We start from the raw sequence: 26,301 nt of genomic DNA, 5'->3' as shown, positions 1-26,301 counted from the left end.
CTGGATCACAGGGAGGTGAGGGGCTCGGCCCGCGGCCACTCGATGTCGACGTCCAGCGCCTTGTTGACGTAGTTCGTCAGGACGTTGAGGGCGACCGCCGCGATGACCTCGACGATCTCGGCGTCGCCGAGCCCGGCCGCCCGGGCTGCGTCCAGGGCGGACCCGTCGACGGAGCCGCGCGTCTCCGTGACCTGTACGGCCAGCCGGACGACCGCGGCGGACCGGGGGTCGGAGCTGGTGCCGCGGCGGGCGGCGACGATCTCGTCCCCGTCCACCCCGGCCACGTTGGCGGCGATGTAGGTGTGCGCCGAGAGGCAGTAGTCGCAGCCGTTGGCCTCGGCGACGGCGAGCGCGATCCGCTCGCGGTCCGCGGCGGACAGGGCGCCCCCGGCCAGCGCACCGCTGAGGCCGAGGTAGCCCTTGAGCGCGGAGGGGCTGTTGGCCAGGGCCTTGGCGAGGTTCGGGACGACTCCGAGCGCCTGCTTCACCGCGTCGAGCTGCTCGGCGGCGGCGGTGTCGGCGGTTTCGCGCTCGATGAGGGTGACACGGGACATGGGGGTTCTCCTGACGCTCTTATCGAACAGACCTGTTCGTTCGATTGAGATGAACCTAGCCAGCGCCTCCCCGACTTGTCAAACAGACCTGTTCGTTCGAAGCTGGAGGCATGGAACTCACGACGAAACGCCCCTCCGCACGCGAACGGCTCCTCGCCGCGGCCGACCGGCTGTTCTACGAGGAGGGCATCCACCCGGTCGGGGTAGACCGGGTGATCGCCGAGAGCGGGGTCGCCAAATCCACGATGTACGTGCACTTCCGTACCAAGGAGGCGCTCGTGGAGGCCTACCTGAGGCAGCGCCACCAGGCGATCCGCGAGCAGGTGGAGGCGGTGGTGGACGCCGCGCCCGAAGGGGTGCGGGAGCGGGTCATGGCCGTCTTCGACGCCTATGGGGGCGGGGTCTGCTCCCCCGACTGGAAGGGCTGCCCGTTCGCCAAGGCCGCCGCGGAGTACCCCACCCACGAGGGCATCCGCTCGGCCGTCCGGGACTACCGGTCCTGGCAGCTCGGGCTGTTCACCCGGGTCCTCGGTCCGCGGAAGGAGCTCTCCTACCTCGTGCCCGCCCTGCTCCAGCTGCTGGACGGGTCCATGGCCGGCGCCCACCTCGACGGCGACACCGGCTCCGTCGGGACCGCCCGGCGCACGGCGGGAACGCTGCTCACGGCCGCCGACATCGGCTGATCCGCCCTGACCGCCCCGCCGGGAGCGGGCGGGGCGGTTCTGCACGCCCCAGGCGGGCGGCGGCCGCGTGTATCGCGTGTGTATCCCGGATGTATCCGCCGTCCCTACCGTGGTCGTCGGCCGCCGGGAGCCACCGGCGGCCCGGTACACGGCCACGACGGACCACGGGTCCGGGATCGGAGTGTCATGTTCGGGAGCATCGGAAGGCTGGGGGACCGGCTTCTCGCCCGCGTCGTCCCCCGGGCCGAGGCCGACGCCTCCTCCTGCTGGTACGAATACGCCCCCATCAGCTCCCCCTGCATCCGGCGGACCTGCTGCAACATCGGCGGATACGTCGGAGTCCAGTGCAGCGCCTTCAGGCCCTGCTGACCCGCGCACGACCAACGGAAAGGACCCCCATGCTCGGCTCTCTGGGAGACCGGCTTCTCGCCCGCGTCGTCCCCAAGGCGAAGGCGAGTGCCAACCCGTACTGCTGGTACCAGTACGCGCCCGTCACCTCGCCCTGCATCCGCCGCTACTGCTGCGACCCGCCCGGCAGCACCCCCGTCACCTGCACCCTCTACAAGCCCTGCTGACCCGGTCCGATGACCGACCGGCCCCGTGAAGGGGCCGCGTACCGGAGGTGCCGCCGATGTCCCACCCCCGCATGGCGTGCCGGGCGCCCACCGCGCCCGCGTTCCACCCGCCCGCCGACGGCGGGCCGTGCGGGAGGGGGGCGGTCGGCGGCACCACCGCCGCGCGCGGGCCGAGACCCCCGTGGGCGGCCCGCCGCCCCGGACCCGGGCGGGAGGGGCGGCCATGACGGCGGCGCTCCTCACCGCCGCGGGGATCGCGGTCGCGGTCCCGCTCGGCCTGCTCCTGTGGCTCAACCGCACGCTGGTCGCGGTGGACGTGGTCGGGCAGAGCATGGAGCCCGCGTTCCACCACGGCGACCGGGTGCTCGTGCGCCGCGTCCCCGCGCGGCGCCTGCGCGTGGGGGACGTGGCCGTGCTGGGCCGCCCCGACACGGAGGACCTCCAGGACCTGGCCCTGCTCGTGGGCTCGCTGCCGCCCTGGGTGGTCAAGCGGGTCGCGGCGCTGCCCGGCGACCCCGTCCCCGGCTCCGTCCCCGCGGAGGGCGGCACGGTGCCGCCCGGAAGGCTGGTGGTCCTGGGCGACAACACCGGCAACAGCACGGACTCGCGCGTGTGGGGACCCGTCCCGGACGACCGGGTCCTCGGGGTCGTGCTGCGGCGGATGGCCTCCCGGCCCGCGCGCTCCAGCGGCTCCGGTCCGGGGAGCCGGGCGGCCCGGCAGCGGGGAGCCGCCGGACCGGGCCCGGCCGCATAGGCGCGCGCCGTCACCGCCGGTCAGGCGAACCGCGCAAAGGCGGCGTGCGTCTCCGCCCCCGGACCGCACACCCCAGGACAGGGGGAGCTGCGCCCCCGCCCGCCCCGCCGCCGCAGGCCGCACGGCCCCGGACCCCGCGCACGCCGGTCCGGTGGCCGCGGCCCCGGGAGCACCGGGGCCGGCGTCGCCGTCCGCCCCCGCGCCGCGGGCGGAGGCTCTCCGTCCCCCTCGCCGGCGCGGCACGGGGTGCGTGCGGACCCCGCCCCGGCCGTGTCGGGAGACGGGCCCGGGAGGCCCGGCGCCTCGGCGCGCACCCGGCCCGGGCCGACCCGCCGACGAACCGGCGTGTCCCCTTGTCGGCGCGTCCCCTTGTCGACACGTCGTCCCGTCGACATGTCCCCGAACACGCGAGAGGCCCCCTGCCTCGATGGCAGGGGGCCTCTCGACCGTGTGGGCGTACCAGGACTTGAACCTGGGGCCTCATCCTTATCAGGGATGCGCTCTAACCGACTGAGCTATACGCCCGTGTTCCGTGTGGAACTCTACCGCATCCGGTGGGCCGGGGCGAACCGGCGGCCGAGGGCGGACGGAAGCCGGAACGCGGTGTTCGCGTCCCTCTTCACCTCCGATTTTACCGCCGTCCGGGAGTGCTCCGGACACCCCCGGACGCGCCGAGGGGCCGCCCGTCCGGGCGGCCCCTCGCACGGACACGTCCTACTCGGCCTCGGAGAGGGTGATGTCCAGGCCGCCCACCAGGTCGGCGACCAGGTTGTACACCATGGCGCCCACCGTGGACAGGGCGGTGATGAGCACGATGTTCAGCGCCCCGACCACACCCGTGTAGCCGAGCACCCGGCCGGGGGAGAACCACGCGGCGGGGTTGAGGCCCAGCTCGTCCTCGCCGCCGCCCTCACCCTCGAGCAGGGCGTTGATCATGTTGGTCAGCTCGTCGAACACGCCCAGCATCGACAGGGTCGCGTAGATCACGGCGATCGCCACGAACAGGACGATGAAGCACACCAGCGAGACGACGAAGCTGAACTTCATCACCGACCAGGGCTCCACGCGGGACACCGTCAGGTGCGCCTTGCGGCTGCTCAGGCTCGCCTTGCCCGCGGCCGCCTCCTGGGAGCCGGTGCCGACCGCGGCCGCCTCCTGGGGCTCCGTGCCGCCCGGGGTCTCCGTCATGGTGGCCGCCTCTCCGTCGCCCGCAGGGGCCGTGTCGGTCGTCTCCACGTCCCCTGCGGGAGCGGTGTCGTTCGTGGTGGTGTTCCGCTGGTTGTCAGACATAGAAACGTTACCGCTGGACTTTCCTTGAGAGCGGGTGGTTGAGCGACCAGGACCCGTGGGGGTGGTCCGTACCCCCACGGGTCCTATCGGGACTTAACGCGCAGTCTAGGCCTCGGGTTCACCTTCGGCGGCGACCGTCTCGACGGCCGTGTCGCCCACGATGCCCTCGAGCTCCTCCTCGGCGTCACCGGCCTCGGCGTTGCGGGCGATGGCGACGATCTTGTTGCCCTTGTCGAGGTTCATCAGCCGGACGCCCATGGTGGTGCGGCCCGACTGCTTGACCTCGGCCGCGCCGGTGCGGATGACCCCGCCGGCGGAGGTGATCGCGAAGACCTCGTCGATCTCCGGGTCCACCATGAGCGCGCCCACCAGCTTGCCGCGGGCCTCGACGACCTTGGCGGTCAGCACGCCCTTGCCGCCCCGGTTCTGCACCGGGTACTGGTCGGAGGGGGTGCGCTTGGCGTAGCCGTTCTCGGTGGCGACCAGGACGTCGGTGGACCCGTCGCCCGGCCGGATGACGTCCATGCTCAGCAGGTAGTCGCCCTCCAGGAACCGCATGCCGATCACACCGCTGGTCGCCCGGCCCATCGGGCGCAGCGACTCGTCGGAGGCGGGGAAGCGGATCGCCTGGGCGTCGCTGGAGATCAGCAGCAGGTCGTCGTCGCCGAACACCAGGCGGGCGGCGATCAGCTCGTCCCCCTCGCGCAGGTTGATCGCGATGATGCCGGCCGAGCGCGCCGAGTCGAAGTCCTCCAGGCGGGACTTCTTGACCAGGCCCTCCCGGGTGGCCAGCACCAGGTAGGGGGCCGCCTCGTAGTCGCGCAGCGCCATGATCTGCGCGATCTCCTCGCCGGGCTGGAACGGCAGCAGGTTGGCGACGTGCTGACCGCGGGCGTCGCGGGCGGCCTCGGGCAGCTCGTACGCCTTCGTCCGGTACACCCGGCCCTGGTTCGTGAAGCACAGGATCCAGTGGTGGGTGGTGGTGACGAAGAAGTGCTGGACGATGTCGTCCTGCTTGAGCTGGGCGCCGCGCACGCCCTTGCCGCCGCGCTTCTGCGCCCGGTAGTTGTCGATGCGCGTGCGCTTGGCGTACCCACCGCGGGTGATCGTGACGACCACGTCCTCCTCCGCGATGAAGTCCTCCATGCGCATGTCGCCCTCGAAGGGGATGATGTGCGTGCGCCGCTCGTCGCCGTACTTGTCGACGATCTCGCCCAGTTCCTCGCGGATGATGGTGCGCTGGCGGGTGTCCGACTCCAGGATGTCGTTGTAGTCGGCGATCTGCGCCATGAGCTCGTCGTACTCGGACGTGAGCTGGTTGCGCTCCAGGGCGGCCAGCTTGCGCAGCTGCATGTCGAGGATGGCGCGGGCCTGGACGTCGTCGATGTCCAGCAGGCCCATGAGGCCGGTGCGGGCGTCGTCGGCGGAGGCGCTGGACCGGATGAGGGCGATGACCTCGTCGATGCGGTCCATGGCCTTGAGCAGCGCGCGCAGGATGTGGGCGCGCTCCTCGGCCTTGCGGAGCAGGTACCGGGTGCGCCGGACGATGACCTCGACCTGGTGCTTGACCCAGTGCCGGATCATCTGGTCCAGGCGCAGGGTGCGCGGCACCCCGTCGACCAGCGCCAGCATGTTGGCGCCGAAGGTCTCCTGCAGCTGGGTGTGCTTGTACAGGTTGTTGAGCACGACCTTGGCGACGGCGTCGCGCTTGAGCACGATGACCAGGCGCTGGCCGGTGCGGCCGCTGCTCTCGTCGCGCACGTCGGCGATGCCGCTGATCTTGCCGTCCTTGACCAGGTCGGCGATCTTCAGCGCGAGGTTGTCCGGGTTGACCTGGTAGGGCAGCTCGGTGATGACGAGGGTCTGGCGGCCCCGCTTGTCCTCCTCGACCTCGACCACGGCGCGCATGGTGATGGAGCCGCGCCCGGTCCGGTACGCCTCCTCGATGCCGCGCTTGCCGACGATGAGGCCGCGGGTCGGGAAGTCGGGGCCCTTGATGCGCGCGATGAGCGCGTCGAGCAGGTCGTCGTCGGAGGCCTCGGGGTGGTCGAGGTACCAGTAGACGCCCTCGGCGACCTCGCGCAGGTTGTGCGGCGGGATGTTGGTGGCCATGCCCACCGCGATGCCCGAGGAGCCGTTGACCAGCAGGTTCGGGAAACGGGCGGGCAGTACGACGGGCTCGGAGGAGCGGCCGTCGTAGTTGGGCCGGAAGTCGACGGTCTCCTTGTCGATGTCCCGGAGCATCTCCATGGCCAGCGGGGCGAGCTTGCACTCGGTGTACCGCATGGCGGCCGCCGGGTCGTTGCCCGGGGAGCCGAAGTTGCCGTTGGGGTCGACCAGCGGCATGCGCATGGACCACCACTGGGCCAGCCGGACCAGGGTGTCGTAGATGGCGCTGTCGCCGTGGGGGTGGTAGTTGCCCATCACGTCGCCGACGACGCGGGCGCACTTGAAGAACCCGCGGTCGGGGCGGTAGCCGCCATCGTACATCGCGTACAGCACGCGCTGGTGGACGGGCTTGAGGCCGTCGCGGACGTCGGGCAGGGCACGGCCGACGATGACCGACATCGCGTAGTCGAGGTAGCTGCGCTGCATCTCGACCTGGATGTCGACCGGCTCGATGCGGTCGGTGACGCGTTCGGGCGTCTCCAGAGCGGAGTCCGCTCCCTCAGGGGCGTCCGGGTTGTTCGCATCCGTCACGGATGTCGATCCCTTCTACGAAGCTTCGTTGAGCTCGGTTCGCTGCCCGGGGCACGGCCCCGGGCCTGGTCCCTAGATGTCCAGGAAGCGGACGTCCTTGGCGTTGCGCTGGATGAAGGCGCGTCGGGACTCGACGTCCTCGCCCATGAGCACGCTGAACATCTCGTCGGCCTGGGCGGCGTCCTCCAGGCTGACCTGGAGGAGAACCCGCCGGTCGGGGTCCATGGTGGTGTCCCACAGCTCGTTGGCGTTCATCTCGCCCAGGCCCTTGAAGCGCTGGACCATGTCGCGCGGGCGCGGGTCCTTCTTGCCCGCGGCGACGCCCGCCTCGATGACGCGGTCGCGCTCGGCGTCCGAGAAGGCGTAGCTCGCGTCGGTGCCGCGCTGGTCCCACTTGATCTTGTACAGCGGCGGCTGGGCCAGGTAGACGTGGCCGAGCTCCACCAGCGGCTTCATGAAGCGGAACAGCAGGGTGAGCAGCAGGGTGCGGATGTGCTGGCCGTCGACGTCGGCGTCGGCCATCAGGATGATCTTGTGGTACCGCAGCTTCTCGACATCGAACTCCTCGTGGATGCCGGTGCCCAGGGCGGTGATGATCGCCTGGACCTCGTTGTTCTTGAGGATGCGGTCGATGCGGGACTTCTCGACGTTCAGGATCTTGCCGCGGATGGGCAGGATGGCCTGGTTGTTCGGGTTGCGGCCGCCCTTGGCGGAACCGCCCGCGGAGTCGCCCTCCACGATGTAGACCTCGCACTCCTCCGGGTTCGTCGACTGGCAGTCGGACAGCTTGCCGGGGAGGGAGGTGGACTCCAGGAGGGTCTTGCGGCGGGTGAGGTCGCGGGCCTGGCGGGCGGCGATGCGGGCGCGGGCCGCCTGGCTGGCCTTGGACACGATGTCCTTGGCCTCGCCGGGGTTGCGCTCGAACCAGTCGCGCAGGTGCTCGTTGGTGACCTTCTGGACGAAGGACTTGGCCTCGGTGTTGCCGAGCTTGGTCTTGGTCTGGCCCTCGAACTGCGGTTCGGCGAGCTTGACCGAGATGATGGCGGTGAGGCCCTCGCGGATGTCGTCGCCGGTGAGGTTGTCGTCCTTCTCCCGCAGCAGCTTCTGGTCGCGGGCGTACCGGTTGACGATGGTGGTGAGCGCCGAGCGGAAGCCCTCCTCGTGGGTGCCGCCCTCCGTCGTGTTGATGACGTTGGCGAAGGTGTGCACCGAGGAGGTGTACGAGTGGTTCCACTGCATGGCGATCTCCGCCGACATCCCCTCGCCCTCTTCCTCGAAGGAGATGATCGACGCGTGCGCCGGCTCCTTCTTGGCGTTGATGTAGCTGACGAAGTCGGAGAGACCGTTCTCGTAGTGGAACGTGTTGACCGTCGGGCCGCCGTCGGTGTGGTCGGGGCGCTCGTCGCGGATGGTGATGGCGAGCCCCTTGTTGAGGAACGCCGTCTCCTGGAGGCGACGGGACAGGGTCTCGTAGGAGAACGTGGTGGTCTCGAAGATCGAGCCGTCGGCCCAGAAGGTGATCTGGGTGCCGGTCTCCTCGGTGGCCTCGCCCTTGACGAGCTCGCCCGTGGGGGCGGTCATCTCGTAGTGCTGCCGCCAGACGTGCCCGTCCCGGCGGATCTCGACGTCCAGTGCGGTGGACAGGGCGTTGACGACGGAGACGCCGACGCCGTGCAGACCGCCGGAGACGGCGTAGGACTTGCCGTCGAACTTGCCGCCCGCGTGCAGCGTGGTGAGGACGACCTCGACCGCCGGACGCTTCTCCACCGGGTGGAGGTCGACGGGGATGCCGCGGCCGTTGTCGGCCACCCGCACGCCGCCGTCGGCCAGCAGGGTCACCTCGATGGCGTCGGCGTGGCCCGCCATCGCCTCGTCGACGGAGTTGTCGACCACCTCGTAGACGAGGTGGTGAAGGCCGCGCTCCCCGGTGGAACCGATGTACATTCCGGGGCGCTTGCGGACCGCCTCAAGCCCCTCCAGAACCGTGATTGATCGAGCGTCGTAGGCCAAGTGGGTACACCCTCCTGCTGGGGACGCCTGCCGACCGCGGCCGAGCGGACGGCGGAGGACCGGCGGCATGGCGATCGCAGGGTCGGAATGCCGCGACACCTGGGGGATCACCGTTCGCCGCACGGCCCGTCCGCCCACCCTCTCTTGGGGGCGTGATACCGGCTACAGGCGTCTGAAGAACCGCTTCCATGATACCCCGCGCGGTACGACAAAGTGGCATTGGCGGCCCTGTGCCGCATCACAACGACCGTTCGGGGAGGGAGACGACTCCCCACACACGGGATGGGCTTCTCGGAGTTCCGCGGGCGCTTCAGATGCCTTGGGGGGTGGTGCGGTCCGGGAACCCGTCCGTCCACCCCGTCCCACCGGGGGACACCTACCCCGCCCGCCCCGCGGGAACCGCTCCCACCTGGGGATATCCACAGCCTGTGGACGGCCGGTCCCGCTGCGCCGCGCTCCGCAGGACTCAGCGTCGGCGGGAACCGGGGCCCTTGATCCTGATGGAGACGACGGTGCCCTCGCCCAGTTCCTCGTTGACCCGCCTCATCAGGTCCCGCACCATCGAGCGCGCGTGGGCCGCCATCGTCGGCGAATCGGCCACCAGGACCAGCTCGCCCTCCGAATAGCTCTCCGGGCGCAGACGGCGGGCATTGAACTCGCCCACGATCTCCGACCAGCGCCCGAAAACGCCGCCGATGGCCACCTGCTCCTGCCATCCGTGCTCGATCAGCCAGGTCCTCACGGCCTCCCCGAACATCTGCGGCTCGTTGCGTGACCGCAACCGGCCACGGCGGCGCGGGCCGGTGCCGCGCGGGACGGCCCCGCGCTCGCGGGCCTCGGCGCGGGCGCGCGCCAGCGCCTGGCGGGCGAGGTCCGCCCCGGAGGCGGCGGGCGGAGCGGCGGGGGCCGCGGACGCGGAGTCCGCGCGGCCGTCCACAGGCTGTGGACGGCGGGCGGCCGAGCCCGGACCGGAGGGGGCCGGACCGCGGCGGGGATCCACAGGCTGTGGATACTGCTCACTCACCGCGGACCTCCCCCCCGCCCACGCCGAACCGGGCACCGTCCAGCTCCACCGGGATGTCGTCCTCGACCGCCGCCGTCACCAGCACCTGCTCGGCGTCGCGGACCCGCTCGGCCAGCCTGCGCCGCCGCTCGGAGTCCAGCTCCGCGAAGACGTCGTCGAGGATGAGGACCGGGTCGTCGCCGTCCTCCCGCAGCAGGTCGAACGCCGCCAGCTTCAGCGAGAGCGCGTACGACCACGACTCGCCCTGGCTGGCGTATCCCCTGGCGGGCATCCCGCCCAGCTCCAGGAAGAGGTCGTCGCGGTGCGGGCCCACCAGGCTCACCCCGCGCTGGAGCTCGCGGTCGCGCTGGGCGGCCATCGCCCCGACCAGGGCCTGCGCCAGGGCCGCGCGCTCGCGCGGAGGCTCTCCGCCCTCCTCCGCCAGGGAGGTCCGGTAGGCGGGCACGGCCGGGCCCCCGGAGTCGGTGAGCCCCGCGTAGGAGGCCCCCACCAGCGGGCGCAGCGCCTCCACCAGGTCCAGCCGGGCGGCCAGCAGCTCCGCCCCGGCCTCCGCCAGGTGGGCGTCCCAGACCTCCAGCGTGCTCAGGTCGGGGGCCGAGCGCTGCCGGAACATCCGCCCCGACGCGGTCTTGAGCAGGGCGTTGCGCTGCTTGAGGACCCGGTCGTAGTCCGCTCGGACCCCCGCCATGCGCGGGGAGCGGGCCACCAGCAGGTCGTCGAGGAAGCGGCGCCGCTCACCGGGGTCGCCCTTGACCAGGGACAGGTCCTCGGGGGCGAAGAGCACCGTGCGCAGGATCCCCAGAACGTCGCGCGGGCGACCGGCGGCGGCCCGGTTGATCCGGGCGCGGTTGGCGCGGCCCGGATTGATCTCCAGGTCGACCAGCATGTCCCGCTCGTCGCGCACCACCCGGGCGCGCACGATGGCGCGGGCCGCGCCCTGGCGGACCAGGGGGTTGTCCGAGGAGACGCGGTGGCTGCCGAGGGTGGCGACGTAGCCGATCGCCTCGACCAGGTTGGTCTTGCCCTGGCCGTTGGATCCGACGAACACGCTCACGCCCGGGCCCAGTTCGACGAGGGCCTCGGCGTAGGAACGGAAGTCGGCCAGTTGCAGGTGGGAAACGTACATCCGGCCTTCCTCCTGGTCAGGGGAGCGGACGGGCTGCGGGAAGGGAAAGGGAAGGGCGAAGGCGGAGGAAAGGGGCGCCCGGCGCCCGGAGCGGCGCCGCGGGGCGCGTCCCGGACCCCGACGGGTCCGGGACGGGTCGGCCGGTGTCAGTCCCTGGCCGCGGTGGCTCCGTCGGCCCTGGTGACCGCGTGGCCGCCGAACTGGTTGCGCAGCGCCGCGACGACCTTCATCGCCGGGCTGTCGTCCTGGCGGGAGGCGAAGCGGGCGAAGAGCGAGGCGGTGATGGCCGGGGCCGGGACCGCCAGGTCCACGGCGGCCTGGACCGTCCAGCGGCCCTCGCCGGAGTCCTGGGCGTAACCGCGCAGGCCGGAGAGGTCGGGGTCCTCCTCCAGCGCCCGGGACAGCAGGTCGAGCAGCCAGGAGCGCACCACGGTGCCCTCGCGCCAGCTCTCGAAGGTGCCCGGGACGTCGTCGACGATGCCGGAGGCGGCCATGAGCTCGAAGCCCTCGCCGAAGGCCTGCATCATGCCGTACTCGATGCCGTTGTGGACCATCTTGACGAAGTGGCCCGCGCCGACGCGGCCGGCGTGCACGAAACCGCCGCCCTCGTCGGGGGTGAGGGAGTCGAAGACCGGCCGGGCCAGCTCGATGTCGGCGGCCTCGCCGCCGACCATGATCCCGTAGCCGTTCCGGCGGCCCCAGACGCCGCCGCTGACCCCGGCGTCGATGTAGCGCACACCCCTGGCGGCCAGGCGGTCGGCGCGGGGGCGGTCGTCCACGTAGTGGGTGTTGCCGCCCTCGATGATCAGGTCGCCCTCCTCCAGGAGGTCGCCCAGCGCCGTGATGGTCGACTCGGTGGGCTCCCCGGCGGGGACCATCACCCAGACGACGCGGGGGGCGTCCAGGCGGGCCACCAGGGTCTCGAGGTCGTCGACGTCGCGGTCGGGGGAGGCGACGTCGAACCCGACCACCTCGTGCCCCTTCTCGCGGAGCCGGGCGGCCATGTTGCCGCCCATCTTCCCCAGGCCGACCATTCCGAGCTGCATGCTCTCGCTCCCCCTTGTACGCCGTCTGCGGGCGGGTTCTTCTGACAGTGGATCGTGACCGCGGGACGGCCCGACCGGGCGCCGCGGGGGCGCCGTGGGCCGGGCCTCGGCGCCCGGGTCAGTTCGGCTGTCGTACCGGCATGATCAGGTAGCGGTACTCGGGCTCGGCGCCCTCGGCCGCGGGCTTGCCGGTGAGGATCGACGGCCGGGTCGAGGTGGTGAAGTTCAGACGGGCCACGTCGGTGCCGATGGCGCCGAGGCCGTCGAGCAGGTAGCCGGAGTTGAAGGCGATCTGGATGTCCTCGCCCTCGAGCTCGGCCTCCAGGACCTCGACCGCCTGGGCCTCCTCGCCGGTCCCGGCCTCCAGGACCAGCTGCCCGGGGGTGAACGACAGGCGCAGCGGCGTGTTGCGCTCGGCGACCAGGGAGACGCGCTTGACGGCCTCGACGAACTCGGAGCGGGACACCTCGGCCACGGAGTTGAACGTGTCCGGCAGCAGTGCGCGGTACTTGGGGAACTCGCCGTCGAGCAGGCGGGTCGTGGTGCGGCGGCCGCCGCCCTCGAAGCCGATCATGCCCTCTCCGGTGTCGCTCCCGGAGAGCGCGATGGAGACCTCGGCACCGGAGGTGAGCGACTTGGCGGTGTCGTGCAGCGTCTTGGCCGGGACCAGCGCGACCGCGGACAGGCCCGGGTCCTCGGGCTTCCAGGTGAGCTCGCGGACCGCGAGGCGGTAGCGGTCGGTGGAGGCCAGCGTGATGGTCTCGCCCTCGATCTCGACGCGCACACCGGTGAGCATCGGCAGGGTGTCGTCGCGGCCGGCGGCCACCGCCACCTGGCCGACCGCGGCGGCGAAGGCGTCGCTGCCGACGGTCCCGCTCACACCGGGCATCTCCGGGAGCGTGGGGTAGTCCTCCACCGGCATGGTGGTGAGCGTGAACTTGGCGCTGCCTCCGGTCACCACGACCTTCGCACCGTCGGTGGAGATCTCCACAGGCTGTGCGGGGAGGTTGCGGGTGATCTCGGCCAGGAGCTTGCCGGTGACCAGGACCGTGCCCGGCTCCTCGACGTCCACGTCGACGACGGCCTGCGTGGAGACCTCGTAGTCGAAGCCGGACAGTCGCAGCTGCTGACGGCCGTCGAACTCGCCGGCCTCCAGCAGGACTCCGACGAGGACGGGGACCGAGGGGCGCGTCGGGAGTGTGCGCGCGGTCCAGGCGACCGCTTCGGCCAGTACGTCGCGTTCGACCCGGAACTTCACTTTCCGACTCACTTTCCGCCCTGGCCGGGTGGCACCCGGCCGAAGGCCTCAACGTTGCAGCTGACGGATGTCTGTGGGGATCGGGGCCGGATCCGGTCGTCGACAGGCTGTGGACGAACGCTGGCCGTGCACCGTGCGGGCGCGTGACCTGGTGCGTCGTCGGATCCGTCGAGGCCGGTCGGGCCGCGGTCTCCTGCTAGGGGGCACCGCTCGGAGCCGGGCGGCGGAGGACAGGGGCGAGACCACACGTTACCCGGATTCACCCGCTGCCGCTGACGGCTCGTGGGTCTCGGCGGTCTCGGCGAGTTGTCCACAGATTTTCCGCGTTGCCGTTTCGAAGCCACACTTGGGTTGATCTAGGTGCGCAGTAGTAGTAGGGCCTGTGGATACTGTGGATAACCCTCGTTTTACCAGGTCAGTACGGGAATTTTTATCCACAGGTCCTGTGGAGAACCCTGTGCACAACTTCGGGGGGCTGTGGATGAATCGGGTTGTCCCCAAGTTTTCCACAGCTCGTCCACAGGCTCGTCCACAGGTTTTCCCCAGGTTCTCCACAGCAGCCTGTGGTCTGGTGATCCCATGACCCCCCGCACCGTCCACAGGGAGACCCCGGGTTACCCACAGCCCGAGCGCAGTTGTCCACAGGTTATCCACATGGTTGTCCACAGATTTGGGCCCCCTCCTGTGGATAACTCGGCCGAACTCTCCGGAAAAAATTTTTCGACCCCCTGCGCATTACCGGCGAACCTGCGCAAAAAGGCGGGGGGTCGAGTTGTCCACAGGGAAGAAGACAATGTCCGTTGGCGCGATCCGCTCCGGCGGCCGGTGTGGGCAGGGCAACAGCCTCTCCGACGCCCGGAAACCAGGACGGAGCAGCGGTTCCGGGCAGTGGCGGTGACGTTCGGCGACACACCTCGCCGAGCTCCCGAACCGGGGTGAGGTTGGGCATAAACCTGTGGATAACCGCCTGTGGACAGCCCCAGCCTGTGGATAACCCCCTGTGGACAACGCCTCCGGGTCCGTTCCGCGTGGTTGTGCACAGGCGGGGGAGGAGATGCGGGGAAGCGCCGGATCCGCGCCCGGGGACACGTGGCCGGGCGGGGGAGGGCGTGTCGCGTCCCGACGGCCCCCGGCGCGGTCCTCCGGCCCCGCTCTCCCGTGTGCGCGCCGACGGCGCCCGCCGCCGCGCCGTCTCCGGTAGAGCCGCCCCGACCGCACCGGCCGACGTGAGCGGGCCCGGGGGCCGACCGGCGGCCGCCGTCGGACGACCGGTGAGGACGCGGCCGCGCGGGGGGCGGCACCGCACCGGAGGAGGCGGCCCCCCACCCTCGGCGCGGCTTCCGCACAGGCCTGTGGACGCGGGAGAGCAGAACGGGGGCGATATGTCGCCAGGTGTCCTTGCGGACGTGTCGACACATCGCCCCCGGGGGCCGTGCGGCCGGGGTCAGGTCAGGGACGGCTGGTCCTTGATCCGGCTCGTGAGCTCGTGGACCTGGTTGTAGATGGAGCGGCGCTCGGCCATCAGCGCCCGCACCTTGCGGTCGGCGTGCATGACCGTGGTGTGGTCGCGGCCGAACTGCTGCCCGATCTTGGGCAGGGACAGGTCCGTCAGCTCCCGGCACAGGTACATCGCGATCTGCCGGGCGGTCACCAGGACCCGGGAGCGGGAGGTCCCGCACAGGTCCTCCACCGTCAGCCCGAAGTACGCCGCCGTCTGGGACATGATCGCGCCCGCCGTCACCTCGGGGATGTCGGCGCCGGGCACCAGGTCGCGCAGCACCTGGCTGGTGAGGTCCAGGTCCACCGACTGCCGGTTCAGGCTGGCGAACGCGGTCACCCGGATCAGCGCGCCCTCCAGCTCCCGGATGTTGGTGGAGATCTTGCTGGCGATGAACTCCAGCACCTCCGGCGGGGCGGCCAGGCCCTCCTGCACCGCCTTCTTGCGCAGGATCGCGATGCGCGTCTCCAGCTCCGGCGGCTGCACGTCGGTGAGCAGGCCCCACTCGAACCGGCTGCGCATCCGGTCCTCCAGCGTGGTCAGCTGCTTGGGCGGCCGGTCGCTGGAGATGACGATCTGCTTGTCGGAGTTGTGGAGCGTGTTGAAGGTGTGGAAGAACTCCTCCTGCGTCTGCTCCTTGTTCTCCAGGAACTGGATGTCGTCCACCAGGAGCACGTCGATGTCCCGGTACCGGCGCCGGAAGCCGTCGGCCTTGCCGTCGCGGATCGAGTTGATGAACTCGTTGGTGAACTCCTCGGAGCTGACGTACCGCACCCGGGAGCCCTCGTAGAGCCGGTGCGTGTAGTGCCCGATGGCGTGCAGCAGGTGGGTCTTGCCCAGACCGGAGCCGCCGTGGATGAACAGCGGGTTGTACGCCTTGGCGGGGGCCTCGGCCGCGGCCACCGACGCCGCGTGGGCGAAGCGGTTGCTGGAGCCGATGACGAAGGTGTCGAAGGTGTACTTGGGGTTGAGGCGCGCGTGCTCGCCCGGGGGCACCTCGGGCGAGCGGCCGGGAGGGGAGGCCGGTGCGGGCTTGGCCGCCACCGGGGCCGGGGCCTGATCGCGTACCGGGGGGTCCGGCGGCTCGGGGGCCGCGGCACCGCCGTCGGCGTCGCCCGCCGTGTCGGCCGCGGGGTCCGGCGCCTCGGCCGGCTCCGGCTCCTGCGCCGCGGGGGCCTCCGGAGGCGCCTGGTGCCCGGCGGGGGCCGACCGCTCGGGGGTCTCCCAGCGGTTGGGGCGCTCCCAGCCCGACTCCTCGGTGTCCCAGGCCGGGCGTCCCCACGCGGGGTCCTCGGGGGAGGAGTGGACGGGCTGCTCCCACAGCGGGGGAGTGGTGGACTGCCGCGGCTGCGGCCGGGCGGGCGCGGCCGCCCAGGACGAGGGCTCGCCGTACTGGAGCTCCTCCTGGGTGAAGGAGTCGTCCCGCCGGCGCCCGGAGCCGCCGGGGTGCGTGTAGGCGTCGGGGCCCGAACCGAGCAGGTCGGCCTCGGGCGGCAGCGCCGCGTGCCGCCCGTAGGTGCGCTCGGGGGCGGCGGAGGGGCGCGCGTGGTGGCCGCGCGGCTCCCGCGGGGCGGAGGGGGACCCGGGAGGGGCGCCCTGGTCGAACGGTCCGGGGCCGCCGCCGTGCGGTGCGGGCGGCGGCGCGTCGGACGGCCCGTCCGCATCGCGCGGGGAGTAGGAGGACGCCGAGACGGGCGGGGGCGGCGGAGTGGGCACCGCGGTGGGGTCGACCGTCACCGCGACCCGGATCTCCCGTCCCAGGTGGGCGGAGAGCGCCTTGCTGATGGTCGGGTAGAGGCGGCTCTCCAGGACCTTCTTGGTGAACTCGTTGGGCGCCGCGATCAGCGCGGTGTCCTCGATCAGCCCCAGGGGCCGGGTCTGGGGCAGCCAGGCGCGCTGGTGCGCCGGCAGGGTGTCGTTGTCGATCCCGTCCAGCACGCTGGACCAGACCGCTGCGAGGTTGACCTGCGCGTCAGCCAAGGCGACCTGCCATGTTGCTGTCCCTTCGGTGCGGATCTGTTCGTGCGGGTGGAAGAGGGGACGGGGGCGTGCGTGGGCGCCCGCGCCGGAACGGGGCGCCGGAGGGCGGCTCTCCATTGTCCTCCCCCGGTGGTACTGCCGGGGCAGGGTGGGCGGAATGTCCGGTGTGAAGGTCGGCACGGGCCTGTGGACGACTCCCGGGGAAGGCGGGCGGACAGGGGTTCGAACGCCCTGCGGTATCCACAGCCGGCGCCGGTTGTCCACAGGTTGTCCACAGGGTTATCCACAGGATGTCAGATCTGTGGGCTCCGCGCAGAGTTATCCACAATATGCAGGTCAGGCTGTGTGTAAGGCGGCTCAGTTCCGAGTTTCGGGGTGCCGGGGCGGGTCGGGGAGAGAGTTATCCACAGGCTGAGGTTATCCACAGGGGTAGGGGGTTGTGGAAGTCTCACACGCCTGTGGACGACGATCTGTCCACAGGTCTCCGAGTCGACTCGTCGACCCGCCGCCGGGCCCGCCCGGGAGCCGCCGCGCAGCCCGGCGATCCCGCCTGATTTGACCGCGCCCGGACCAGGTCGTATCTTCTTTATGCTTATGCCGACGATTCTGCCCGCGCCCGTCCCATGACGGCGCGTACGCGGCCATGGCACTCTGCGACCCCGCATATCCTGGGGGTCCTGTCGTAGTACTTTCCTGACACGCCCCTGGAGCCAGTAGTGAGCAAGCGTACGTACCAGCCGAACAACCGGCGTCGCGCGAAGGTCCACGGCTTCCGGCTGCGCATGCGTACGCGCGCCGGTCGCGCCATCATCGCCTCGCGCCGCCGCAAGGGACGCGCCGCGCTGACCGTGAGCCACTAGGCCACGCACAGCCCCACGTTCTTCGGGACCGGTCCGGCCTTCCGCCGGCCGGTCCCTTTGTCATGGGAGGCACCGATGCTGTCGCCGAAGAACCGGATGCGCCACAGCACCGAGTTCGGCTCCGCCATGCGCTCCGGACGCCGCGCGTCCCGCGACGACCTCGCCGTGGTCTACCTCCCACCACCCGCGGCCCGGGGAACCACCACCGGACCGGAAGCGTTCCCGGTAGGGGAGCCCCCACGCGTCGGATTCATCGTGAGCAAGGCGGTCGGCGGGGCCGTGGTGCGCAAGCGCGTCCAGCGACGGCTGCGGCACCTGATGCGGCCACGTCTGTCCGAACTTCCAAACGGTAGCCTGCTGGTAGTGCGTGCCAAACCCTCCTCCGCCGCCGCGCGGTACGAGGACCTGGGCGCGCAACTGGACGGCGCCATCGCCTCGGCGATGCGGCCCCGACCCAAGGGGTCGACGCGCCGTCGTCGAGGACGCGGTGGCCCCTCGGCGCCGGAACCGGCGAAGAGCGAGACGACAGGCGGCCGCCCCGCCACGGAGGGCGGAGAACGGTGGACGGACCGATGACCCGGCACGAACCGACGGTGTTCGCGCGCGCGCTGATCCTCCCCATCCGGGGATACCAGCGCTTCATCAGTCCGCTCCTACCCCCCGCCTGCCGTTTCTACCCTTCGTGCAGCGCATACGCTGTGGAGGCCCTGCGCGTGCACGGTGCCTTGTACGGGCTTTGGCTGGGCATCCGGCGCATCGCCCGCTGCCACCCCTTCACCAGGGGTGGCTACGACCCTGTCCCCCCACCGCGGGGACGGGTCCAGGAGTCCGAGGAGTCTGCGGGCGGCGCCGGGTCCACCGGCCACGCTTCCGGGGACCAGTAGCTGAACCGAAGCACATAGGAGTTGGCCGGTGCTGGACTGGCTTTACAACATCGTCGGCTGGATTCTGGTCCAGATCCATGCGGGTCTGGGCTTTATCGGCCTGAACCCCGACAGCGGGTGGGCGTGGGGCCTGTCCATCGTGCTGCTCACCATGCTGATGCGCCTGCTCATGGTGCCGCTGTTCGTCAAGCAGATGAACACGCAGCGCAAGATGCAGGAGATCCAGCCCAAGCTGCGCAAGCTCCAGGAGCGCTACAAGCACGACAAGGAGCGGCTCCAGCGGGAGTCCATGGAGCTGTACCGGGAGAGCGGCACCAACCCGCTCATGGGCTGCCTGCCGCTGCTGCTGCAGATGCCGGTCTTCTTCGCCCTGTTCAGCGTGCTCCGCAGCGTCGCCGAGGGCAACGTCCAGTACAACTTCACCGAGGAACTGGTCGAGAGCGCCCGCCAGGCGCTGATCTTCGGGACGCCCATCGCGGCCCACTTCAACAGCTCCTCGGAGGAGCTGCTGGCCCTGGGCGCGACCAACGCCATCATGGCGAAGGTCTTCATCGCCCTGTCCTGTGTCGTCATGGGCACCACGACGTTCCTCACCATGCGCCAGAGCATGAAGCGCAGCGTCGCGCAGATGCCCGACAACCCGATGATGCAGACCCAGAAGATCATGATGTACATGGCGCCCCTCTTCGGGCTCTTCGGACTCATGATGCCCGTGGGCGTGCTGATCTACTGGGTCACCTCCAACGTGTGGACGATGGTGCAGCAGCACTTCCTGTACCGGAACCAGCCCGCTCCGGGCGAGGTGGTCGAGAGCAAGGGCGCCGGCGTCAACGGTTCGGCCAAGGGGATGCTGGGGCGCAAGAAGAAGCAGGCCGAATCCGCGCCGACGCCCGTGGAACAGCCTAAGATCGAACGCAAGCAGCCGAAGAAGCAGTCTCGCTCCAAGCGCAGCGGTGGCGGGTCCCGCTAGCGGGCTGCGTACCGAACACGGGAACAGGAGACGGGAACGCCGTGACAGCGAGCCAGGAAGGAAGCGGTGGAGTAGCGGTGGCTGAGGCGCCTATCGACATCGAGGCCCTGGAGAACGAGGGCGACATCGCCGCGGACTACATCGAGGGGCTTCTCGACATCGCGGACTTCGACGGCGACATCGACATGGACGTCGAGGGCGACCGTGCGATGGTGTCCGTTGTCGGGGCCACCCTCGACGAGCTGATCGGTGAGGACGGCGAGGTCCTGGAGGCCCTCCAGGAGCTGACCCGGCTGGCGGTGCACCGCGCCACCGGTGAGCGCAGCCGACTGATGCTGGACATCGGCGGGTACCGGGAGGGGCGCCGCAAGGAGCTCTTCCGGGTCGGCGCCGAGGCGGCGCAGAAGGTCAAGGAGACGAGCGAGGCGTACGAGCTGGAGCCGATGACCCCGTTCGAGCGCAAGGTCGTGCACGACGCGGTCGCCGCCGCGGGCCTGCGCAGCGAGTCGGAGGGCGAGGAGCCCAACCGGTACGTGGTGGTGCACCCGGTGCCGTAGGGCGGGAGAACCGGGGGAGGGGCGATGTTTCACGTGAAACATCGCCCCTTTCGCGTGCGGGGGCGCCGGATGTTTCACGTGAAACATCGGGGCGCGGGGGCGGGGGGCGTGGGGGTGGGGGAGAGCGGAGGGGCTTTGTCGACACCTCGACGAGCTCTCTCCCGGGATCCGGGCTCGGGGCGGGGTCGGCTCGGGGTCGGGGGCGCTGTTCCCCTGGTTTCTCTCAACGCTGTTGTGGGTGGAGGTCTCCTGCCCGGGGTCCAGCGTCGTCGGGAGGGAGGACCACTTCATACGGCCCCGAGGGGTGGGGGTGGGCGTTTCCCAGGTCCCGGACACAGGAGGGGTGAGGGCCGCGGTCATCCTTCCCGCCCTGGCCCAGGGGGGTGAGGGCCGCGGGTGGGTTTCCCGGCTGGGCGCAGGGGGGGTGGGGGAGGGGAACCGGAACCTGTGCCGCAGGGGGTGAAGGCCGCAGGAGGGCTCCCCGCCCCAGGCACAGGGGGGTTGAGGAAGGGAGACCCGGGAGCTCCGCTCCAGGGGGTGAGGGGGAGGGAGAACCTCGGCCCCAGCGCCAGGGGGGTAGGCGGACTTGGAGGTTTCCAAGAGGGTCACCCGTTGGAAAGGGCGGTCTGTGGTCGCTCCCGGCAGCAAGCGTTGGTTTCCAAAAGCTCAGCCGCTTGGGAAGGTACAGACTGCGGGGGACTGTAAAGATAAGGGTGTAACTCCAAGGGGGTAGGAGTTCACCATGAGTGACAAGGCGCAGGTCAAGAAGGATACTGGCAGGTCGGACGAAGAGCTGGTCGCGGAACTGGTCGCCAAGGCCAAGGCCGAGGGCATCGACCTGGTCGGCGAGAACGGGCTGCTGTCCCGCCTGACCAAGACCACCCTGGAGAACGTCCTGCAAGCGGAGATGGACGCCCACCTGGGCTACGCCAAACACGAACGCTCCGCGCCCGGCAACGGCATCGTGCTCTCACTCTCGGCCCGCGGCCTGACCCACGGCGAGATCTGCGCCCACCTGGCCGAGGTCTACGGGGCGAACGTGTCCAAGCAGACCATCTCCACGATCACCGACGGTGCGATGGACCGGATGGCCGAGTGGCAGAACCGGCCCCTGGACCCCGTCTACCCGGTGCTGTTCGTGGACGCCATCAACGTCAAGATCCGCGACGGCCAGGTCACCAACCGGCCCGTCTACGTCGTGCTCGGGGTGACGGCCGAGGGCGAGCGCGACATCCTGGGTCTGTGGGCGGGCGAGGGCGGTGAGGGTGCCAAGTACTGGGCGCACGTGTTCACCGAGCTGCGCAACCGCGGGGTGGCCGATGTGCTCATGCTGGTGGCCGACGGGGTCAAGGGCATGGGCGAGGCGGTCGAGGCCGTGTGGCCGCGCACGGTGCTGCAGACCTGCATCGTGCACCTGCTGCGCAACAGCTTCCGCTACGCCTCGGTCGCCGATCGGCAGAAGGTCGCCGGCGCGCTGCGGCCGGTCTACTCCGCGGCGACCGAGGAGGCCGCCCGGGAGCGGTTCGCCGAGTTCTGTTCGGTGTGGGGTGAGCGGTATCCGGCGATCGTGCGGTTGTGGGAGCAGGCGTGGGCGGAGATGGTGCCGTTCCTGGCCTTCGATGTGGAGATCCGGCGGGTCATCTGCACCACGAACGCGGTCGAGTCGATCAACGCCCGGATCCGGCGTGCGGTCAAGGCCCGGGGACACTTCCCCAACGAGCAGGCCGCGCTCAAGTGCGTGTATCTGGCGTTGATGGCGTTGGATCCGACCGGGGCGGGTGCGGTGAAGTGGGCCGGCCGGTGGAAGCGAGCGCTGAACGCGTTCGATCTGGCCTTCGACGGGCGGTTGACCGCGACACGCCAGTGACCAAGAAAAACAGTTACACCCTTAACTTGACACACCCGACTGCGGAGCGTGGGCCCGTTCCGTCGCAGTCGGCGTGCGGCAGACCACCAGACCTGGGCGTTCGACGGGCGTGCGGGGTGGTGGGGGTTTACGGGGCGGGTGCGCGCGAGGCCTGCCCCGTCCGGCCACACAGGTCCACGGAGGAAGGGTCCGCCTGCAAACCCGCGGTCGCACCCGACCTCGCCTGTAACACCAACCACCGCTGGGGTAACCCCAGCCATGAGCGCCCTCCCGCACCACGGGGGGGTAAAGGAAGGAAGAGCCACTGGCCCTCGCCACCGGCCCGGGAGTGCCCAGCCAGGCCCGGTGCGGGTGTTCGGTGCCGGCCGTGCCCAAGCGGGAGAGGTCCTCTGCGGCCTTCACCCCGGGGTCCAGGGGTGGGAGGTTCTCCGCGGCTTTCACCCCCTGGGGCCGGGGCGGGAAGGTACCTGCAGCTTTCACTCCCTGTGGTGCCCGGGGCGGTTCGGGTGCGGGTCGCCCCGCCTATGGCTGGTGTTACAAGCGAGGTCGGACAGGCCCGTCCCTTTCCAGGCGGACCCTTCCTCCGTGGACCTGTGTGGCCGGGCGGGGCAGGCCTCGCGCGCACCCGCCCCGTAAGCCCCCACCACAGTCGATGTGAGCCCAACGCCCAGGCCCGGCGCTCTGCCGCACGCCGACTGCGACGGGACGGGCCCGCGCTCCGCGGTCTGTACCTTCCCAAACGGCCGGGCTTTTGGAAACCAACGCTTGCTGTCGGGAGCGACTACAGACCGCCCTTTCCAACGGGTGACCGTCCTGGAAACCTCCAAGTCCGCCTACCCCCCTGGGGCCGGGGCCGAGGTTCTCCCTCAACCCCCCTGTGTCCGGGGTGGGAGAGCCTCCTATGGTCTTCACCCCCTGGAGCGGAGGTCCGAGCGATGCCCTCCGGCTGTGGCCGGGGCTCAGGAAAAGACAACAATCCCCTGCGGCACAAGTCCCGGTCCTTCCTCCCCCGACCCCCTGTGCCCGGGGTGGGAAGGGTGGCCGCGGCCCTCATCCCTCCTGTGTCCGGGACCTGGGGAGCGCCCGCCCCCACCCCTCGGGGCCGTATGAAGTGGTTCTCCCTCCCGACGACGCTGGACCCCGGGCAGGAGGCCTCCACCCACAACAGCGTTACGAGATCTCGTCGCCGGGGACGCGCGGACAGGCTGACAGTCCTCGCCGATGGCGGTGTGAAGGGGGCCGGGGGAACGGGGCACCCGCCGGGAGGGGATTCGTCGAGCTGTCGACATGTCCCCTCCCTCTCCCACCCCTTCCTCCTCCCGACCTCGCGATGTTTCACGTGAAACATCGCCGCCGCCACGTTTCACGTGAAACATCACTGCGACCGCCCGCGTAGGATCGGTGGGGGTCATTCCCCCTCGGCGCGCATCCGTCGGGTGCGGCTACGAATCCTTGGAAGTGAAGATGGACGGTGGTGACCGATGACCGCGGGCGCTGAGGAGCCCGGTGCCGTGTTGTCCGAGCCTCCCGCCGGAGCGGCGGAGATCTTCGGCGACGCCCTGCCGAAGGCGCGGCGCTATGCCGAACTGCTGGCCGACGACGGTGTGCGGCGCGGCCTGATCGGCCCGCGCGAGGTCCCCCGCCTCTGGGAGCGGCACATCATCAACTGCGCGGTGGTCGAGGAGCTCCTCCCCGAAGGCGCGGAGGTCGTCGACATCGGTTCCGGGGCCGGCCTGCCCGGGCTGGTGCTGGGCCTGCTCCGCCCGGACATCCGGATGATCCTGCTGGAGCCGCTGCTGCGCCGGACGGTCTTCCTGGACGAGGCGGTGGAGATCCTGGACCTCCCCAACGTCGAGGTGCGGCGGGGAAGGGCCGAGGAGGCGCACGGTGAACTCCTCACCGACTTCGTCACCGCCCGGGCGGTCGCCCCTCTGCCGCGTCTGGCGGGGTGGGCACTGCCGCTGCTGCGCAAGGACGGCAGCCTGCTGGCGCTCAAGGGTGAGCAGGCGGAGGCCGAGCTGGCCGCCGCGGAGCAAGACGTTTCAAAACTGCGGCCCAACGTTAGCGATGTGATCCGGGTGGGCCGGGGTAAAGTCGATCCCGCTACCACGGTCGTTCGCGTCACGGTGACATCCGACGGTGGTTCGCCCCCGTCGAAGGCGCGGGGCGGCAAGAAGAAGCGCGGACGGAAGAGGTGAACTCATTCGTGCCCCACAATGACCCTGATGTTTCACGTGAAACATCCGTCTACGGAGACCTGCTCGATGTTTCACGTGAAACATCCGAGCCCTACGAAACCCCCCTCGCTCGTGCCGCCCAGGCCGCCATGGCCTCCCGGGGGGAGGCCGAGGTCTGGCCCCGCCCCGCGTCCTGCCGGGTGATCAGCGTTGCCAACCAGAAGGGCGGCGTCGGCAAGACCACCACCACGGTCAACATCGCCGCCGCTCTGGCGATGCACGGCCAGCGCGTCCTGGTCGTCGACCTCGACCCGCAGGGCAACGCCTCCACCGCTCTGAGCATGGAGCGCGACAACCAGACCCGCTCGATCTACCACTGCCTGGTCGAGGACGAGGAGATCCGCAAACTGGCCCAGCCGGTTCCGGACATCCCCAACCTGTGGTGCGCCCCGGCGACCATCGACCTGGCCGGCGCGGAGATCGAACTCGTCTCCCTGGTGGCCCGCGAGGCCCGCCTCAAGCGCGCGTTCGCGGCGTACGACACCTCGGACCTCGACTACATCCTCATCGACTGCCCGCCCTCGCTGGGACTGCTCACGGTCAACGCGATGGTGGCCTGCGACGAGGTCATGATCCCGATCCAGTGCGAGTACTACGCCCTGGAGGGCCTGGGCCAGCTGCTGCGGAACGTGGAGCTGGTGCAGTCCCACCTGAACCCCGGCCTGGCGGTCAGCACCATCCTGCTGACGATGTACGACGGCCGCACCCGGCTCTCCCAGCAGGTGGCCGACGAGGTGCGCTCGCACTTCAACGAGACCGTCCTGAACACCGTCATCCCGCGGAGCGTCCGCGTCTCCGAGGCCCCGAGCTACGGCCAGTCGGTGATGACGTACGACCCGTCCTCGACGGGGGCCGTCGCCTACCTGGACGCGGCCCGCGAGATCGCCCACCGGGCGAAGCGCTAGGCGCGATTGTGGTCCCGGCCCCCGCCGGGCTCGAACCGAGAAGTGTGGAGGGAAGTACCGGTGAGTCAGCGACCGCGCGGACTGGGCAAGGGATTGGGGGCGCTCATCCCGTCGGGGCCGTCGACGGCTCCCTCGGTGCCCGAGGGAGCACCCCCGGCGGTGAACGGGGTGAACGGGGTGTCCGAGCCCCCGGGACCGGTGGCCATTCCGGACGGTACGTACCTGAAGGAGATCGCGCTCACCGACATCCGCCCCAACCCCAAGCAGCCGCGCAAGCACTTCGACGACGTGGCCCTGGAGGAGCTGCGCGACTCCATCGTCGAGGTGGGCGTCCTCCAGCCGGTGGTGGTGCGCGAGCTGCCGCCGGGGGAGTCGCACCCCTATGAGCTCATCATGGGGGAGCGCCGCTTCCGGGCCAGCGGGTTGGCGGACCGGAAGGTCATCCCCGCCCTGATCCGCAGGACCAAGGACGAGGAACTGCTGCGCGAGGCGCTGCTGGAGAACCTCCAGCGGCAGCAGCTGAACCCCTTGGAGGAGGCGGCGGCCTACCAGCAGATGCTGGAGGACTTCGGCACCACCCAGGCCGAGCTGGCCCAGCGGGTGGGCAAGTCCAGGGCGCACGTCACCAACACGCTGCGCCTGCTGCAACTGCCCGCCTCGCTCCACAACCGGGTGGCGGCGGGGGTGATCAGCGCCGGGCACGCGCGCGCCCTGTTGAGCTTCAAGGAGCCGGAGGCCATGGAGCGGATGGCCGAGCGCGTCGTCCAGGAGGGGTTGTCGGTCCGTTCCCTGGAGGAGATCGCCGCGCTCCGCGAGAAGGGCCACGAGGTCGAGAAGGCGGAGAAGGCCCGGCAGGCCTCGCTGAAGGCGGTGACCCCGCCGCACGTCGAGGAGTGGGCCACCGCGCTGGCCGACCGGCTGGACACCACGGTCAAGGTGGACGTGGGCAAGCGCAAGGGCAAGATCGTGGTGGAGTTCGCCTCGGTCGAGGACCTGGAGCGCATCATCGAGCAGATGGGCACGACCCGCGCCTAGGTGTTTCACGTGAAACACCGCGGCGGCCCGGCGGATGTTCCACGTGAAACGCCCCGGGCCGCTCAGGTGCCCCTGAACGGCCCGGCGGGGAGTGGCCTCCCCCGTGGTCGCCCGAAGTGACGGAAGGCCCCCAGAGGTGATCTGGGGGCCTTCCGTGTGCGTCCCTACAGGTACTCGGCCAGGTCCTCTTCGAGCTTGCGCTTGGGGCGCGCGCCGATGATCTCCTTGACGACCTCGCCGCCCTTGAAGACCTTGAAGGTCGGCAGCGACATCACACCGTAGGCCCGCGGGGCCTCCGGGTTCTGGTCGGTGTTGAGCTTGACCACCTGGACCTTGTCGCCGTGCTCCTCGGCGAACTTGTCCAGGACCGGGGCCATCTGCTTGCAGGGCCCGCACCAGTCGGCCCAGAAGTCCACGAGGACGGGCTTGTCGCTCTTGAGGACCTCGGTGTCGAAGTCGGCGTCGGTGACGGTCTTGACCGCGGACAT

At 70.7% G+C, this 26,301-nt stretch carries 23 protein-coding genes and 1 tRNA gene; 13 read left to right on the top strand and 11 right to left on the bottom strand.

All coding sequences use genetic code 11. The features are described from left to right. Positions 1-5: 5 nt before the first annotated feature. Complete coding sequence (locus ACSUPR_RS15975) at positions 6-554, bottom strand: carboxymuconolactone decarboxylase family protein (protein WP_436885410.1); 549 nt, start codon at positions 552-554, stop codon at positions 6-8. 110 nt (positions 555-664) lie between these two features. On the opposite strand from ACSUPR_RS15975, the gene ACSUPR_RS15970 reads away from it, so the two are divergent. The 4 genes from ACSUPR_RS15970 (at position 665) to ACSUPR_RS15955 (ending at position 2,566) form a co-directional block, all read left to right on the top strand. Further along, positions 665-1,237 (top strand): TetR/AcrR family transcriptional regulator, encoded by a 573-nt coding sequence (locus ACSUPR_RS15970; RefSeq protein ID WP_436885409.1) that lies wholly within the window; start codon positions 665-667, stop codon positions 1,235-1,237. Between the two features lie 186 nt (positions 1,238-1,423). After that, a complete protein-coding gene (locus tag ACSUPR_RS15965) occupies positions 1,424-1,606 on the top strand; it encodes a hypothetical protein (RefSeq protein WP_436885408.1) in 183 nt (60 codons plus the stop codon). A gap of 29 nt (positions 1,607-1,635) precedes the next feature. Further along, on the top strand, positions 1,636-1,812 hold the full coding sequence (locus ACSUPR_RS15960; protein WP_436885407.1) for a hypothetical protein: 177 nt from the start codon (positions 1,636-1,638) through the stop codon (positions 1,810-1,812). Positions 1,813-2,035: 223 nt separating this feature from the next. Continuing rightward, positions 2,036-2,566, top strand: coding sequence for a S26 family signal peptidase (locus tag ACSUPR_RS15955; RefSeq protein WP_436885406.1), 531 nt, complete (start codon positions 2,036-2,038; stop codon positions 2,564-2,566). Between the two features lie 451 nt (positions 2,567-3,017). Here ACSUPR_RS15955 and ACSUPR_RS15950 read toward each other — a convergent pair. From ACSUPR_RS15950 to dnaA, 9 genes are all read right to left on the bottom strand, one after another. Beyond that, a tRNA-Ile gene (locus ACSUPR_RS15950) sits at positions 3,018-3,091 on the bottom strand. Positions 3,092-3,280: 189 nt separating this feature from the next. Next, on the bottom strand, positions 3,281-3,856 hold the full coding sequence (locus ACSUPR_RS15945; protein WP_436885405.1) for a DUF3566 domain-containing protein: 576 nt from the start codon (positions 3,854-3,856) through the stop codon (positions 3,281-3,283). A 105-nt stretch (positions 3,857-3,961) separates the two neighbouring features. Further along, complete coding sequence (gene gyrA, locus ACSUPR_RS15940) at positions 3,962-6,556, bottom strand: DNA gyrase subunit A (protein WP_436885404.1); 2,595 nt, start codon at positions 6,554-6,556, stop codon at positions 3,962-3,964. Positions 6,557-6,628: 72 nt separating this feature from the next. Next, a complete protein-coding gene (gyrB, locus tag ACSUPR_RS15935; protein ID WP_436892029.1) occupies positions 6,629-8,536 on the bottom strand; it encodes a DNA topoisomerase (ATP-hydrolyzing) subunit B in 1,908 nt (635 codons plus the stop codon). Between the two features lie 496 nt (positions 8,537-9,032). Continuing rightward, positions 9,033-9,503: a DUF721 domain-containing protein gene (locus tag ACSUPR_RS15930; protein WP_436885403.1), complete on the bottom strand. Its 471-nt coding sequence runs from the start codon at positions 9,501-9,503 to the stop codon at positions 9,033-9,035. A gap of 79 nt (positions 9,504-9,582) precedes the next feature. Beyond that, on the bottom strand, positions 9,583-10,716 hold the full coding sequence (gene recF, locus ACSUPR_RS15925) for a DNA replication/repair protein RecF (RefSeq protein ID WP_436885402.1): 1,134 nt from the start codon (positions 10,714-10,716) through the stop codon (positions 9,583-9,585). Between the two features lie 146 nt (positions 10,717-10,862). After that, complete coding sequence (gene gnd, locus ACSUPR_RS15920; protein WP_436885401.1) at positions 10,863-11,762, bottom strand: phosphogluconate dehydrogenase (NAD(+)-dependent, decarboxylating); 900 nt, start codon at positions 11,760-11,762, stop codon at positions 10,863-10,865. A gap of 118 nt (positions 11,763-11,880) precedes the next feature. After that, positions 11,881-13,020, bottom strand: a complete 1,140-nt coding sequence (gene dnaN, locus ACSUPR_RS15915; RefSeq protein WP_436885400.1) for a DNA polymerase III subunit beta — start codon at positions 13,018-13,020, stop codon at positions 11,881-11,883. A 1,444-nt stretch (positions 13,021-14,464) separates the two neighbouring features. Continuing rightward, a complete protein-coding gene (dnaA, locus tag ACSUPR_RS15910) occupies positions 14,465-16,615 on the bottom strand; it encodes a chromosomal replication initiator protein DnaA (protein WP_436885399.1) in 2,151 nt (716 codons plus the stop codon). Between the two features lie 599 nt (positions 16,616-17,214). Here dnaA and rpmH point away from each other — a divergent pair. The 9 genes from rpmH to ACSUPR_RS15865 all read left to right on the top strand — a co-directional run bounded on the left by rpmH (position 17,215) and on the right by ACSUPR_RS15865 (position 25,813). Continuing rightward, on the top strand, positions 17,215-17,358 hold the full coding sequence (gene rpmH, locus ACSUPR_RS15905; RefSeq protein WP_013155858.1) for a 50S ribosomal protein L34: 144 nt from the start codon (positions 17,215-17,217) through the stop codon (positions 17,356-17,358). Positions 17,359-17,433: 75 nt separating this feature from the next. Further along, positions 17,434-17,934, top strand: a complete 501-nt coding sequence (gene rnpA / locus ACSUPR_RS15900) for a ribonuclease P protein component (protein ID WP_436885398.1) — start codon at positions 17,434-17,436, stop codon at positions 17,932-17,934. Beyond that, the gene (gene yidD, locus ACSUPR_RS15895) at positions 17,931-18,242 is read left to right on the top strand and encodes a membrane protein insertion efficiency factor YidD (protein WP_436885397.1); all 312 of its coding nucleotides are present in this window, start codon (positions 17,931-17,933) and stop codon (positions 18,240-18,242) included. The genes rnpA and yidD overlap by 4 nt, the downstream gene beginning before the upstream one ends. Before the next feature lie 28 nt (positions 18,243-18,270). After that, positions 18,271-19,212: a membrane protein insertase YidC gene (gene yidC, locus ACSUPR_RS15890; RefSeq protein WP_436885396.1), complete on the top strand. Its 942-nt coding sequence runs from the start codon at positions 18,271-18,273 to the stop codon at positions 19,210-19,212. Positions 19,213-19,289: 77 nt separating this feature from the next. Continuing rightward, positions 19,290-19,769, top strand: coding sequence for a protein jag (locus tag ACSUPR_RS15885; RefSeq protein ID WP_436885395.1), 480 nt, complete (start codon positions 19,290-19,292; stop codon positions 19,767-19,769). A gap of 742 nt (positions 19,770-20,511) precedes the next feature. Beyond that, positions 20,512-21,636, top strand: a complete 1,125-nt coding sequence (locus tag ACSUPR_RS15880; RefSeq protein WP_436885394.1) for an IS256 family transposase — start codon at positions 20,512-20,514, stop codon at positions 21,634-21,636. 1,481 nt (positions 21,637-23,117) lie between these two features. After that, on the top strand, positions 23,118-23,834 hold the full coding sequence (rsmG, locus tag ACSUPR_RS15875; protein WP_436885393.1) for a 16S rRNA (guanine(527)-N(7))-methyltransferase RsmG: 717 nt from the start codon (positions 23,118-23,120) through the stop codon (positions 23,832-23,834). Between the two features lie 128 nt (positions 23,835-23,962). Beyond that, positions 23,963-24,778, top strand: coding sequence for a ParA family protein (locus tag ACSUPR_RS15870; RefSeq protein ID WP_436885392.1), 816 nt, complete (start codon positions 23,963-23,965; stop codon positions 24,776-24,778). A 60-nt stretch (positions 24,779-24,838) separates the two neighbouring features. Beyond that, positions 24,839-25,813 (top strand): ParB/RepB/Spo0J family partition protein, encoded by a 975-nt coding sequence (locus tag ACSUPR_RS15865; protein ID WP_436885391.1) that lies wholly within the window; start codon positions 24,839-24,841, stop codon positions 25,811-25,813. Positions 25,814-25,977: 164 nt separating this feature from the next. On the opposite strand, the gene trxA is transcribed toward ACSUPR_RS15865, so the two are convergent. Next, positions 25,978-26,301, bottom strand: coding sequence for a thioredoxin (trxA, locus tag ACSUPR_RS15860; protein WP_436885390.1), 324 nt, complete (start codon positions 26,299-26,301; stop codon positions 25,978-25,980).

The organism is Nocardiopsis dassonvillei (assembly GCF_964273065.1).
In the GTDB taxonomy this organism is placed as follows: domain Bacteria; phylum Actinomycetota; class Actinomycetes; order Streptosporangiales; family Streptosporangiaceae; genus Nocardiopsis; species Nocardiopsis dassonvillei_B.
Note: the sequence above shows the minus strand (reverse complement) of the source record. Positions and strands in the feature narration are given on the sequence as shown.